Annotated in this window: 14 protein-coding genes; 7 read left to right on the top strand and 7 right to left on the bottom strand. The window is 68.9% G+C overall.

The features are described from left to right. Nucleotides 1-2: 2 nt before the first annotated feature. Together ABTW65_RS14085 and ABTW65_RS14080 are read left to right on the top strand one after the other, a co-directional pair. Nucleotides 3-302, top strand: a complete 300-nt coding sequence (locus ABTW65_RS14085) for a DUF1416 domain-containing protein (RefSeq protein WP_045549621.1) — start codon at nt 3-5, stop codon at nt 300-302. A 118-nt stretch (nt 303-420) separates the two neighbouring features. After that, on the top strand, nt 421-1,245 hold the full coding sequence (locus ABTW65_RS14080; protein WP_350660992.1) for a beta-keto acid cleavage family enzyme: 825 nt from the start codon (nt 421-423) through the stop codon (nt 1,243-1,245). A 25-nt stretch (nt 1,246-1,270) separates the two neighbouring features. On the opposite strand, the gene ABTW65_RS14075 is transcribed toward ABTW65_RS14080, so the two are convergent. Continuing rightward, entirely contained in the window at nt 1,271-1,870 is a 600-nt protein-coding gene (locus ABTW65_RS14075; RefSeq protein WP_350660990.1) for a TetR/AcrR family transcriptional regulator, read from the bottom strand. Between the two features lie 112 nt (nt 1,871-1,982). Between ABTW65_RS14075 and ABTW65_RS14070 the strand changes: the two genes are divergently transcribed. Continuing rightward, on the top strand, nt 1,983-3,146 hold the full coding sequence (locus tag ABTW65_RS14070) for an FAD-dependent oxidoreductase (protein WP_350660988.1): 1,164 nt from the start codon (nt 1,983-1,985) through the stop codon (nt 3,144-3,146). 9 nt (nt 3,147-3,155) lie between these two features. Here the strand turns inward: ABTW65_RS14070 and cysC are convergent, their stop codons facing one another. The 5 genes from cysC to ABTW65_RS14045 form a co-directional block, all read right to left on the bottom strand. Further along, nucleotides 3,156-4,355 (bottom strand): adenylyl-sulfate kinase, encoded by a 1,200-nt coding sequence (cysC, locus tag ABTW65_RS14065; RefSeq protein WP_350660986.1) that lies wholly within the window; start codon nt 4,353-4,355, stop codon nt 3,156-3,158. Between the two features lie 91 nt (nt 4,356-4,446). Continuing rightward, a complete protein-coding gene (locus ABTW65_RS14060; protein WP_350660984.1) occupies nt 4,447-5,697 on the bottom strand; it encodes a sulfate adenylyltransferase subunit 1 in 1,251 nt (416 codons plus the stop codon). Beyond that, nucleotides 5,697-6,611 (bottom strand): sulfate adenylyltransferase subunit CysD, encoded by a 915-nt coding sequence (gene cysD, locus ABTW65_RS14055; protein WP_350660983.1) that lies wholly within the window; start codon nt 6,609-6,611, stop codon nt 5,697-5,699. The genes ABTW65_RS14060 and cysD overlap by 1 nt, the downstream gene beginning before the upstream one ends. 169 nt (nt 6,612-6,780) lie before the next feature. Continuing rightward, nucleotides 6,781-7,632, bottom strand: coding sequence for a HipA N-terminal domain-containing protein (locus tag ABTW65_RS14050; RefSeq protein WP_350660980.1), 852 nt, complete (start codon nt 7,630-7,632; stop codon nt 6,781-6,783). After that, on the bottom strand, nt 7,632-7,919 hold the full coding sequence (locus ABTW65_RS14045) for a helix-turn-helix transcriptional regulator (RefSeq protein ID WP_350660978.1): 288 nt from the start codon (nt 7,917-7,919) through the stop codon (nt 7,632-7,634). The genes ABTW65_RS14050 and ABTW65_RS14045 overlap by 1 nt, the downstream gene beginning before the upstream one ends. An 89-nt stretch (nt 7,920-8,008) precedes the next feature. On the opposite strand from ABTW65_RS14045, the gene ABTW65_RS14040 reads away from it, so the two are divergent. Both ABTW65_RS14040 and ABTW65_RS14035 read left to right on the top strand, forming a co-directional pair. Continuing rightward, nucleotides 8,009-9,175, top strand: a complete 1,167-nt coding sequence (locus tag ABTW65_RS14040) for a nucleotide sugar dehydrogenase (RefSeq protein WP_350660976.1) — start codon at nt 8,009-8,011, stop codon at nt 9,173-9,175. 140 nt (nt 9,176-9,315) lie between these two features. Further along, the gene (locus ABTW65_RS14035) at nt 9,316-9,687 is read left to right on the top strand and encodes a phosphomannose isomerase type II C-terminal cupin domain (protein ID WP_091045897.1); all 372 of its coding nucleotides are present in this window, start codon (nt 9,316-9,318) and stop codon (nt 9,685-9,687) included. Nucleotide 9,688: 1 nt separating this feature from the next. On the opposite strand, the gene rfbA is transcribed toward ABTW65_RS14035, so the two are convergent. Next, nucleotides 9,689-10,561, bottom strand: coding sequence for a glucose-1-phosphate thymidylyltransferase RfbA (gene rfbA, locus ABTW65_RS14030; protein ID WP_141801304.1), 873 nt, complete (start codon nt 10,559-10,561; stop codon nt 9,689-9,691). Between the two features lie 94 nt (nt 10,562-10,655). On the opposite strand from rfbA, the gene rfbB reads away from it, so the two are divergent. Together rfbB and ABTW65_RS14020 are read left to right on the top strand one after the other, a co-directional pair. Beyond that, nucleotides 10,656-11,654, top strand: a complete 999-nt coding sequence (rfbB, locus tag ABTW65_RS14025; RefSeq protein ID WP_350660973.1) for a dTDP-glucose 4,6-dehydratase — start codon at nt 10,656-10,658, stop codon at nt 11,652-11,654. A 4-nt stretch (nt 11,655-11,658) separates the two neighbouring features. Continuing rightward, on the top strand, nt 11,659-13,041 hold the full coding sequence (locus ABTW65_RS14020; RefSeq protein WP_350660971.1) for a sugar nucleotide-binding protein: 1,383 nt from the start codon (nt 11,659-11,661) through the stop codon (nt 13,039-13,041). The last annotated feature ends 5 nt before the right edge of the window (nt 13,042-13,046 follow it).

Here is a 13,046-nt window from a genome sequence, read left to right as displayed (position 1 = left end):
GCATGTGCGGAGCAACTGAGGGCGGGCTCTCGCTCGCCGGCGTCGATGTCGCCAAGGAAGCAGTCATCCAGGGTCAGGTGACCCGTGGCGGCGAGCCGGTCCACGGCGCGTACGTCCGGCTGCTCGACCGCACCGGCGAGTTCACCGCCGAGGTGCCCACCTCGGCCACCGGCCACTTCCGGTTCTTCGCCGGCGACGGCGAGTGGACCCTGCGTACCCTCGCGCCGAAGGCGGAGCCCGTGGACAAGAAGGTCCACGCCGCGGTCGGCAATGTCGCCGAGGTGACCATCCCGATCGGCTGACGATCCCTGATGCGGGAGCCCCGGTGTCGCTGGTTGACACCGGGGCTCCCGCGTCGTTTTGCCATCATTTGGGCGGAGATATTGCGGTGGATCGCTTGAATGGCGCTAGATTGTCCGGGTGACTGGACTGCTTGTGACCGTGGCGCCTACCGGGGCGGAAACCGCGAAGGAAGACTGCCCGCAGCTGCCGACGACGCTCGAGGAGCTGGTGGCGACGGCCGTCGAGTGCGAGGAGGCGGGGGCGCGGATGATCCACGTCCACATCCGCGACGACGACCATGCGCCGACGCTCGACCTCGGACGGCTCACCGAGACGGTCGATGCGCTCCACGAGAAGACCGAGCTGATCGTGCAGCTCTCCACCGGCGGCTCGGTCCACGACCCGCTGGACAAGCGGCTCAAGGTGCTCGACGCCGGGCCGGACTCGTGCTCGCTGACGATGGGCACGACGAACTTCGGCGACGACGTCTTCTCCAACCCGTGGCCGTTCATCGCCGAGCTCTACCAGCTCACCCAGGAGCGCGGCGTGGTGCCGGAGTTCGAGCTCTTCGACCTGGGCCACGTCGCCGCGCTGCAGCGGCTGCTGGGGAAGTACGGCCTGCCCGCCGGCGGCAAGGTCCACGTCGACTTCGTCATGGGCGTGCCTGGTGGCATGCCCGGCACCTCTGCCGCGCTGGTCGCCGGCGTCGCCGCGCTGCCGGACGAGGTGACCTCGTGGTCGGCGACCGGCATCGGCCGCTCGACCCTCCCGGTCATGCTCACCTCGCTGGCCATGGGCGGTCACCTGCGGGTCGGGATGGAGGACGTACTCACTCTCGCCAAGGGCGTCCCGGTCGACGCCAACCGCCAGCTCGTCGAGCGAGCCGTCGAAGCGGCCGCGGTCGCTCAGCGTGAGCCGATGAGCACAGAGGAGGCCTGGGCGCTCCTCGGCCTCAAGCGATAGGCGCAAGATCCGCCGAGTCGGCTCGTTATGACGAGCCGACTCGGCCTTCGTTTTGGTCAGTTTGAGCCGACTCGGCGGTGAGGTAGCGGTCGATCGTCGGGGCGACCCAGGTGACGATCTCCTCGGGGCCCATCTCGACGATGGGCGGGAGATGGAGTACGTAGCGGCCCAGCGCGATGCCGAGGAGCTGGGTGGCGACGAGGGCTGCCCGGCGCGCGGCTTGGGCCGGGTCGGGGCACAGGGGAGCGACGGCGGCGGCGACCTGGGTGGCGAAGATGCTCCGCATCTGCTCCGCGGCCTGGGGGTCAGAGGCTGCCCGGCGGAGCAGGGCCATCAGGGTGCCTTCGGAGTCCCAGGTGCGTACGAAATGGGCGGTCATCACGCGGCCGACCTCGCCCTCCGGGGTCGTGGAGAGGTCGGGGAGGGCCAGGTCGATCGAGGCGGCGACCTTGAAGAGCTCCTCCTTGTTGCCGAAGTAGCGCATCACCATCGACGGGTCGATCTGTGCCTCTGAGGCGATGGCGCGGATGGTCGTGCGGTCGTATCCCTGCCGCGCGAAGTGTTCGCGCGCGACGGCGAGGATGCGCTCGCGGGTCTCGGCTCCGGATCGGCGCGTATCGGTCATGCCAACAAGTGTAGGCCAACGCCCGTTGACGTCAATGGCGGCAGCGCGCTAACTTGGTCAACACCAGTTGGCCAACAAGCGTTGACCTCCGAATCAGAGCAAGGAGCGCATCATGTCCACCATCACCACTGATGTCCTCGTCGCCGGCGCCGGCCCCACCGGGCTGGCGGTGGCGGCCAAGCTGGCCGCGGCCGGCATCGACGTCACCGTCATCGACAACCAGGCCTCCGGGAACAACACCTCCCGGGCTGCGGTCGTCCACGCCCGCACCCTGGAGGTCCTGGCAGACCTCGGCGTCTCAGCTCGCCTGGTCGAGGAAGGCATCGAGGCGCCGCGCTTCACCATCCGCGACCGCGACAAGGTCCTGGTGCCGATCCGCTTCGACGACCTCCCCAGCGAGTTCCCCTACGCCCTGATGGTCTCCCAGGCGGTCACCGAGCGGGTCCTCCTCGAGCGCCTCACCGAGCTCGGCGGTCACGTACGCCGACCGCTCACCCTCGTCGACCTCGTCCAGGACGACACCGGTGTCACCGCGACCACCGAGGACGGCACCGAGATCCGGGCGCGCTACCTCGTCGGGGCCGACGGCATGCACTCCACCGTGCGCGACAAGAGCGGGATCGGCTTCCCGGGAGGAAAGTACGCCGAGTCGTTCAGCCTCGCCGACGTACGCATCGAGGGCGACCTGCCGCACGACGAGGTCATCCTCTACTTCTCACCCGAGGGCACCCTGGTCTCCGCGCCCCTGCCTGACGGCTCGTTCCGGTTCGTCGCGCCGGTCCCTGAGGCGCCGGCGGAGCCCGACGTCGACTACATCCAGGGCCTCCTCGACCGCCGCGGTCCCGCACTGAACGCGGGCGCGAGCCCGGTCAAGGTCACCGAGGTCCTGTGGGGGTCGCGGTTCCGGGTCCACCACCGCGTCGCCGACGCCTACTGCGCGGGCCGGGTGCTGATCGCCGGCGACGCCGCCCACGTGCACAGCCCCGCGGGCGGTCAGGGCATGAACACCGGTCTCCAGGACGCGGTCGTGCTCGGCGATGCCCTCGTCGCGACCATTGCCCGCGGCGACGAGGCCGCGCTCGACGACTACGCCGCCCGCCGCCGGCCCGTCGCCGAGGAGGTCATCGCGCTCTCCGACCGGCTGACCCGGTTCGGCATCGCGCAGGGGGGCCGGCGCAGCGTACGGAACCTTGTGCTGTCGACGCTCGCGAGGCTGCCGCGCTTTCGCCGGATGCTCGCCTGGCGCCTGTCCGGGCTGGTCTACCGCGACCGTTGAGCCGCAGGGTCAGGCGAGGTCGAGGTAACCCGCCGAGCGCAGGCCCTCGATGACGTCGTCCAGGGCGTCCTCGATCGAGCGGCCGGTCGTGTCGACGCGTACGTCGGCATCGGCCGGCTCCTCGTAGGGGGAGGAAATCCCGGTGAACTCGGGGATCTCACCGGCTCGGGCCTTGGCGTAGAGGCCCTTGCGGTCGCGCCGCTCGCACTCCTCCAGCGGCGTGGCCACGTGCACCAGGAACAAGGCGCCGCCGGCATCGTCGACGTAGCCGCGTACGTCTTGGCGGGTCGAGTCGAAGGGTGCGATGGGGGAGCAGACGGCGAGGCCGCCGTGGCGGGAGATCTCGGCGGCCACCCATCCGATCCGGCGGATGTTGGTCTCCCGGTCCTCCTTGGAGAAGGTCAGCCCGGCCGACAGGTTGCGGCGTACGACATCGCCGTCGAGCGAGGTGACCGTGCGCGCGCCCTGCTCGAGGATCCTGTCCATCAGCGCGCGGGCGAGGGTGGACTTGCCGGAGCCGGACAGGCCGGTGAAGAAGATGACCAGGCCCTGGACCTCGGGGGCCGGCTGGTCGGAGGCGACGACCGCGGCGATCGCCTCGGTGTAGTCGGCCGACTCGGTCGAGGTGCTGGACGCGAGCGCGTGGATCGGGTCTCCCCCGGCGTACGCCTCCACCACGGCCACGCCGAGGGCATGGTCTGCCTCGGGGTCGTCGTGCGAAGCCAGCGGCACCGCGACGACGACCGCGTCGGGGAGGTCCTCCGCGGCCAGCAACGACGCGCGCAGCAGTGCGACGGGGGAGAGCGACGGCGTGCCGTGCCCGACCAGAGCGAGCAGCAGCACCGGCCCGAGGGCCGCGATCTCAGCGATCTCGGCGGTGGTGAGGGCGTCGGTGACCGGGACGACGGTCCGTCCGGCGTACGCCTTCCGGGTCTGCTCCGGGGTGAGGTGGAGCCGTCGGAAGGGACCGTAGGCGGGGGAGGAGAGGCCGGTGACCTCGCCCGCGGGCCAGGTGACCCGGGCCAGCGGGAGTCCCTCGGGGTCGACGATCTCCACCGCGCCGTCCGCGGCAGCGCTCTCGGCAACCGAGGCCGGAAGGGCGAGCGTCAACGCCGACCCGGGAGCGTTCAGCGGCCCCGGGAGGGCACCGGAGACGATCAGCTCGATGTCGTCGAGCTCGCGCGGCGTGGGAGAGAACTGCTGAGGCACAAGATCACCTGGTCAAGTCGGTATGAGATGGAGAACGGGCGGCGCATCCCGTTGCCGGAATGCGCCGCCCAGTCCTGAATGGCTCGGCTGATCAGTCGTTGATCATGCCCGCGCCGACGGTGACGCCGGTCGCCTCGTCGATGAGGATGAAGGAGCCGGTGGTGCGGTTCTTCGAGTAGGGGTCGCACAGCAGCGGCTTGGTGGTGCGCAGCTGGACGCGGCCGATCTCGTTGAGGCCGAGCTCCTTGGTCTCCAGGTCGCGGTGGAGGCTGTTGACGTCCAGGCGGTACTGGATGTCCTTGACCAGCGCTCGCGCCGAGTTGGAGGTGTGCTTGATGGCCAGCTTCTGCCGCGGACGCAGCGGAGCGTTGGTCATCCAGCAGATCATCGCGTCGATGTCCTGGCTCGGCTCGGGGGCGTTCTTGACCCGCGAGATCATGTCGCCGCGGCTCACGTCGACGTCGTCCTCGAGCCGGACGGTCACCGACATCGGCGGGAACGCCTCGGGGATCTCCTTGTCGAACAGGTCGATCCCGGCGATCTTGCTGGTCATCCCGGAGGGAAGCACCATGACCTCGTCGCCCGGCTTGAGCACTCCACCGGCGACCTGGCCCGCGTAGCCGCGGTAGTCGTGGTGGTCGTCGGACTTCGGCCGGATGACGTACTGCACCGGAAGGCGCACGTCGACCAGGTCGCGGTCGGAGGCGACGTGGACGTGCTCGAGGTGGTGGATCAGCGTCGGGCCGGAGTACCAGTCCATGCTGGTGGAGCGGGTCACCACGTTGTCGCCCTGGAGCGCCGAGATCGGGATGACCTCGAGGTCCGGGATGTTGAGCTTGGTCGCGAACGCGGTGAACTCGGCCGAGATCTTGCTGTAGACCTCCTGGGAGTAGTCCACGAGGTCCATCTTGTTGATGCACAGGACCAGGTGGGGCACTCGCAGCAGCGAGAGCAGCACCGCGTGACGGCGCGACTGCTCGGTCAGCCCGTGACGAGCGTCGACGAGCACCAGGCCGAGGTCGGCGGTGGAGGCACCGGTGACCATGTTGCGCGTGTACTGCACGTGGCCCGGGGTGTCGGCGATGATGAACTTGCGGTTGGGCGTCGCGAAGTAGCGGTAGGCCACATCGATGGTGATGCCCTGCTCGCGCTCGGACCGCAGTCCGTCCGTCAGCAGCGACAGGTCGACGTAGCCGTGGCCCTTGTCCTGCGAGGTCTTCTCGACCGACTCGAGCTGGTCGGTGAAGATCGACTTCGAGTCGAACAGCAGCCGCCCGATGAGGGTGGACTTGCCATCGTCGACCGAGCCGGCGGTGGCGAACCTCAGGAGGTCCATGGCCATCAGAAGTAGCCTTCCTTCTTGCGGTCCTCCATGGCGGCCTCGGAGAACCGATCGTCACCGCGGGTCGCGCCACGCTCGGTGACCCGGGCGGCGGCGACCTCCTCGATGATCTCGGGGATGGTGGATGCGGTCGACTCGACGCAACCGGTCAGGGTCATGTCGCCGCAGGTGCGGTAGCGGACCGTACGCTCGGTGACGACCTCGCCCTCGCGCAGCGGGTTGAGCGGGGTCTCGGTCAGCAGCATGCCGTCGCGCTCGAAGACGCGACGCTGGTGAGCGAAGTAGACCTGCGGGATCTCGATGCCCTCGCGGCCGATGTAGTCCCAGATGTCCAGCTCGGTCCAGTTGGAGATCGGGAAGATCCGCATGTGCTCGCCCTCGTGCAGGCGGCCGTTGTAGAGCGACCAGAGCTCGGGGCGCTGCATCTTGGGGTCCCACTGGCCGAACTCGTCGCGGTGGGAGTAGACGCGCTCCTTGGCGCGGGCCTTCTCCTCGTCGCGGCGACCGCCACCGAAGGCGGCGGTGAAGCCGTTCTCCTCGATCGCGTTGAGCAGCGTGGGGGTCTGGAGGCGGTTGCGCGAGGTCTTGCCGTCGTCGACGACGATGCCGCGCGCGATGGCGTCATCGATGCTCGCGATCACCAGGCGTACGCCCAGTCGGCTGACCCAGCGGTCACGCGTCTCGGCGACCTCGGGGAAGTCGAGGCCGTTGTCGATCTGGAGGACAGGGAACGGGATCTTGGCAGGGAAGAAAGCCTTCTCCGCAAGTCGCAGCATCACGATGCTGTCCTTGCCTCCCGAGAACATCAGGACAGGCTTCTCGAACTCGGCCGCGGCCTCGCGGAAGATGTGGATCGACTCGGCTTCCAGCTGGTCGAGCTGGCTGAGCCGGTAGTCGGCGTGTGTTGCAGTCATTACGGAACCAGAGGACCTCTCCGTCAGGTTGAGGCGCCCATGCTAGTGGCGGCTTCCACGGCACGGCGAAATGTCCCATCCCCGCGTGGGCAGGAATCCGAGTGTACGCACGAGCCGGCCCTGGTCCGGAAGTGCCACTCGCACGGTGAGATGCGGGCCGCGGGAGGCGTCAGCGCCGCGGTGCCACGGCGACCCGGTCGCCTGCCAGCAGGAAGGCGATCTGGTCGACCTCATCGTCCGGTGGCTGCGTCAGATCCAGCCGCAGGAACAGGTCGCGTACGCCGTCGGGGTCGATGTCCTCGCCCGGCCGAAGACCCAGTGCCTGCCGGATCGTCTCGGCGTGGATGCGCCGGCCGCCGAGACGGTCCCAGCGCTCCGCGACGAGCGCCGCCTGCGCACCGAAGGTGACCAGCTCGGTGCGGGTGGCGGCGATCCCGCCGGAGCGGGCCCGGCCCAGCTCCGCGATCGTCGCGGCGGCCTCCTCGGGGGTCGTCGGCCGCAGGATGTGCGTCGAGGGATGCTCGTACGTCGGCCAGAACCACTTCCCCGAGGCCCGCCGCAGCGCGAACTTCCCCTGGTGGCCACCGAGGGAGAACCGGGGCCGGGCCCGCTGGTCGAGCCACGAGGTGGGCTGGTTGCGCAGCGCCGCGAGCCGGGTCGTGATCTCGGGCAGCGGCGCCTCGACGGGATGCGGCGCGCGGCGCCACGGCAGGTCGGGGTCCGCCGAGAGCGAGACCGCGCCGGGGAGGTCGTCGCCGTAGGAGGCGAGCAGCGTCATCGGCTCGGTGTCGGGCAGGCCTCGCTCGCGCGCCCATCTGCGGCGTACGTCCTCGCGGGCCGGGAGCAGGTTGTCCAGCCAGGCGCGGGCGGCTCCCGGGATCAGGGCGGGGCCGGTGCGGGGGAGGGAGAGCGAGATCGGTGTCGGGCCGGCGGTCTCGGCGTAGGTGAAGTCGATCCGGTCGCCGGCCTGGCGGAAGGTGCCCATCCAGCGACGGCCGGCGAAGGCGTACAGCTCTCGCATCAGGGGCCGCTCAGGCAGCGGGCCAGGACGGCGTCGAGGTCGACGTCCTCCAGGGGCGGGGCGATCGGGGAGAGCTGCGTGGGGGCGAGATAGACGTCGAGGACCTCCAGCAGCGCGAGGGCCTTGCCCAGCTCGGCGCGCGGGTGGCCGGACTCGACGTCGACCACGAACCGCCTGCCCACGCCGGCCCGGTGTGCCAGCTCGCCCTGGGTGAGGCCGGCACGGCGCCGGGCCGAGCGCACGGCCGACCCGAAGGCGGCCGGTGAGGTCAGGTAGGGCGACGACACGATGAACACTCTACGCGATGTTCCCGTACGGGAACATCGCTGGTTTATACGCTGTGACCGGTCTCGAACCGCTGCTTACAGTGCCGAACATGAAGATCACCGTTGTCGGCGTGGGCTACGTCGGGATGTCGCTCGCCGTCCTGCTCGCCCAGAAGCACGAGGTCGTCGTGCTGGACATCTCCCAGGAGCGGGTCGACCTGGTCAACGCGGCCAGGACCCCGATCGAGGACGCCGAGATCACCAGCTTCCTGGCCACCAAGGAGCTCAACCTGCGCGCGACCCTCGACAAGGAGGACGCCTACGCAGACGCCGCGTACGTCATCGTCGCCACCCCGACGAACTACGACGAGGCCTCGAACTACTTCGACACCTCCAGCGTCGACGGCGTGATCGCAGACGCGGTCAGCTACGCGCCCGAGGCGGCGATCGTGGTGAAGTCGACCATCCCGGTCGGCTACATCGCGGCCAAGCGTGAGCAGCACCCGGAGACGACGCTCTTCTTCAGCCCCGAGTTCCTCCGCGAGGGCAAGGCGCTCCACGACAACCTGCACCCCTCCCGCATCGTCGTCGGCGACGACTCCCCGGCCGCGAAGGGCTTCGCCGAGCTGCTGCTCGAGGGCTCGCTCGAGCCGGACGTACCGGTGCTGATGACCGGTGCCACCGAGGCCGAGGCGATCAAGCTGTTCGCCAACACCTACCTGGCGCTGCGGGTCGCCTACTTCAACGAGCTGGACACGTACGCCGCCACCCACGGCCTCAACACGACCCAGATCATCGAGGGCGTCGGCCTGGACCCCCGGATCGGGTCGCACTACAACAACCCGAGCTTCGGCTACGGCGGCTACTGCCTGCCCAAGGACACCAGGCAGCTGCAGGCCAACTACCAGGACGTCCCGCAGAACCTCATCTCGGCGATCGTCGAGGCCAACACCACCCGCAAGGACTTCGTCGCCACCGACATCCTGCGGCGCGAGCCGAAGGTGGTCGGCGTCTACCGGCTGATCATGAAGTCCGGCTCGGACAACTTCCGCGAGTCCTCGATCCAGGGCGTGATGAAGCGGATCAAGGCCAAGGGTGTCGAGGTGGTCATCTACGAGCCCGAGCTCGACGAGCCGGAGTTCTTCCACTCCGAGATCATCAAGGACCTCGACGAGTTCAAGCAGCGGGCCGACGTGATCATCGCCAACCGGCGCACCGACGTGCTCGCCGATGTCGCCGACAAGGTCTACACGCGCGACATCTACGGGCGCGACTGAGGCCCTCCGGCGGAGAAATCTGCTCCCGTGGGCGACCTGCGGGTAACGGACCGGTGAATATCGGTTCGCAATGAACCGTGCGCGGATGCGTACAGTTATGGTCGCGTCTTCTGTTCAGTGTCTAGGAATGAGGCAACATCATGGCTGGTGACTCCGAGACCCGCCCCTGGGGTTCGTGGCACGTCATCGACATCGGTCCGGGCTACAAGGTCAAGCGGATCGAGGTGCTGCCCAACAGCCGCCTCTCCTACCAGACCCACACCCACCGCTCCGAGCACTGGGTGGTCATCTACGGCAAGGCGACCTGCATCATCGACGGCGTGACCACCATCGCCGGTCCGGGTGAGTCCGTCGACGTCGCCGTCGGCCAGGCCCACCGGATCTGCAACGAGACCGACGAGCCGCTCTCGATCATCGAGGTCCAGCGCGGTGGCTACACCGGCGAGGACGACATCGTCCGCCTGGAAGACGACTTCGGCCGCGCCGAGCAGAAGATCACGGCCGAGGCCTGATTCAGGCCAGCAGGCCGAGCAGGTACTTCCCGTAGCCGCTCTTCAGCAGCGGCTGGGCGAGCTCGGAGAGCTCCTCGTCGGAGAGCCAGCCCTGGCGCCAGGCGACCTCTTCGGGAGCGCCGATCTTGGTGCCCTGGCGGTGCTCGATGGCGCGGATGAAGTTGGCCGCCTCGTTGAGGTCCTCGAGGGTGCCGGTGTCGAGCCAGGCGGTGCCGCGCGGCAGCACCTCGACCGAGAGGGTGCCGGCCTCGAGGTAGATCCGGTTGAGGTCGGTGATCTCGAGCTCGCCGCGCGCGGACGGCTTCAGGTTGCGGGCGTGCCCGATGACCGAGCTGTCGTAGAAGTAGAGGCCAGGGACGGCGTACGGGCTCTTCGGCTTCTCGGGCTTCTCCTCCAAGGAGATGGCCTTGCGATTCTCGTCGAACTCGACGACGCCGTAGGCGCGCGGGTCGGCGACGCGGTAGCCGAAGACGGCCCCGCCGGTGATCGTCTTGAAGCGGGCGAGCTGGGTGCCCAGGCCGGGGCCGTAGAAGATGTTGTCGCCCAGGACGAGGCCGACACCGTCCTCGGACTCATCGAGGAAGCCGACGTCGGCACCGATCGTGAACGCCTGGGCGAGGCCGTCGGGGGAGGGCTGCTCGGCGTAGCTGATGTTGACGCCGAGATGGCTGCCGTCACCCAGGAGCCGGTGGAAGCCGGAGGCCTCGTGGGGCGTCGTGATCACCAGGATGTCCCGGATCCCGGCCAGCATCAGCGTGGTCAGCGGGTAGTAGATCATCGGCTTGTCGTAGATCGGCATCAGCTGCTTGCTGATCGCGAGGGTGATCGGGTGCAGACGTGAGCCGGTGCCTCCGGCGAGGATGATGCCCTTCATGATCAGTTGATCCTACGGATGTTCACCCCACGTTCTAGGGAACCCACCGGGGCGAGGCGACCACCGGGTGGTTAATTCTGCCTACGATGACCCGGTGAGACGGATTCTTGTGACAGGCGGTGCCGGGTTCATCGGCTCCAACTTCGTGCACCACCTCGTGGCCAACACCGATGCGTACGTGACGGTGCTCGACAAGCTGACCTATGCCTCCTCGGAGGCATCGCTGGCGGGGCTCCCGGAGGACCGGGTGAAGCTCGTGGTCGGCGACATCGCGGACGCCGCGGTGGTCGAGCCGCTGGTGGCCGAGTCGGACGCCGTGGTGCACTACGCGGCCGAGTCGCACAACGACAACTCGCTCTCCGACCCGGCTCCGTTCGTCCAGACCAACATCGTCGGCACCTTCGTGCTCCTCGAGGCGGTCCGCAAGCACGACGTACGTTTCCACCACGTCTCCACCGATGAGGTCTACGGCGATCTGGACCTCGATGACCCGAAGCGGTTCACCGAAGACACCCCCTACCAGCCGTCCTCGCCCTACTCGGCCTCCAAGGCTGGCTCCGACCACCTCGTCCGCGCCTGGGTGCGCTCCTTCGGCGTACGCGCGACGATCTCCAACTGCTCCAACAACTACGGCCCCTGGCAGCACGTCGAGAAGTTCATCCCGCGCCAGATCACCGAGGTGATCGAGGGGCGTCGGCCGCGCGTCTACGGCGACGGGCTCAACGTGCGCGACTGGATCCACACCGACGACCACTCCTCGGCGGTCTGGACGATCCTGGAGGAGGGCCGGATCGGGGAGACCTACCTGATCGGTGCCGACGGCGAGAAGTCCAACGTCGACGTCGTCCGCGCGATCCTGCGTCATTTCGGGCGTCCCGAGGACGACATCGAGTGGGTCACCGACCGCGCCGGCCACGACCGCCGCTACGCCATCGAGTCCGGCAAGCTGCGCAACGAGCTCGGCTGGGAGCCGAAGTACCAGGACTTCGACAAGGGCCTGGCCGCGACGATCTCGTGGTACCAGGAGAACGAGGCCTGGTGGTCGCCGCTGAAGCACGAGACCGAAGCCAAGTACGCCTCGAAGGGGCAGTGATCTCGTGCCGGATCTGACCATCGATCAGACCCCGATCCCGGGTCTGCTGGTTGCCCACCTGCCCGTGCACGGTGACGCCCGCGGCTGGTTCAAGGAGAACTGGCAGCGCCAGAAGATGGTGGAGCTGGGGCTCCCCGACTTCGGGCCGGTGCAGAACAACATGTCCTTCAACGCCTCTCTTGGCGCGACCCGGGGCATCCACACCGAGCCGTGGGACAAGTTCGTCTCGGTCGCGTGCGGGCGGGTCTTCGCCGCGTGGGTCGACATGCGCGAGGGGCCGTCGTTCGGGACGACCTTCTCCATCGAGCTCGGTCCGGAGACCGCGGTCTTCGTGCCGCGCGGGGTGGGCAACTCCTACCAGGCGCTGGAGGACCGCACGGTCTACTCCTACCTGGTCAACGACCACTGGCGTCCCGGGTTCGCCTACCCGGCGCTCAACCTCGCCGACGAGACCGCCGCGATCGCCTGGCCGATCCCGCTGGACTCCGCCGAGATCTCCGAGAAGGACAGGGCCAACCCGCGCCTGGCCGAGATCACCCCGATGAAGCCGAAGAAGACGCTGATCATCGGCGCCAACGGCCAGCTCGGCCGTGCCCTCGTGTCGGTCTTCCCGGATGCGGACGCGGTCGACCTCGACGAGCTGGACATCTCCGACGAGAAGGCGGTCGCGGCCTGGCCGTGGCCCGACTACCAGCTCATCCTCAACGCCGCCGCCTACACCGCCGTCGACGTCGCCGAGACCGCCGACGGCCGCCGCACCGCGTGGGCCGCCAACGCGACCGCCCCGGCGCTCCTCGCCCGGGCCGCGACCGAGCACCGGCTGACCCTGGTCCACTACTCCACCGAGTACGTCTTCGACGGCACCGCCACCGAGCACACCGAGGACGAGCCGGTCTCGCCCCTCGGCGTCTACGCCCAGTCCAAGGCCGCCGGCGACATCGCGGTCGCAGGCACCGCCCGTCACTACATCCTGCGCACCTCCTGGGTCGTCGGAGACGGCAAGAACTTCGTACGCACCATGGCGGCTCTCGCCGAGAAGGGCGTCTCGCCCACCGTGGTCGACGACCAGATCGGCCGGCTCACCTTCACCGACACCCTCGCCGCGGCCACCGCTCACCTGCTGCGGTCCGAGGCTGCGTACGGGGTCTACAACTGCACCAACGCCGGTGACCCCTGCTCGTGGCGGGACGTCGCCGCCGAGGTGTTCTCGCTCTCGGGGCGTGACCGCGCCGATGTGGGCGCCACCTCGACCGAGGCCTACTTCGCGGGCAAGGAGGGCGTCGCACCGCGACCGCTCAACTCGGTGATGTCCCTCGACAAGCTCACTGCCACCGGCTTCGAGCCCGAGGACCACCTCGACGCCCTGCGCCGCTACCTGAAGGCCTGAGGCCG

The sequence above is a fragment of the Nocardioides sp. NPDC127503 genome, from assembly GCF_040302165.1.
GTDB lineage: Bacteria > Actinomycetota > Actinomycetes > Propionibacteriales > Nocardioidaceae > Nocardioides.
The sequence above is the reverse complement of the archived record's forward strand: the minus strand, read 5'-3'. Positions and strand labels throughout refer to the sequence as shown.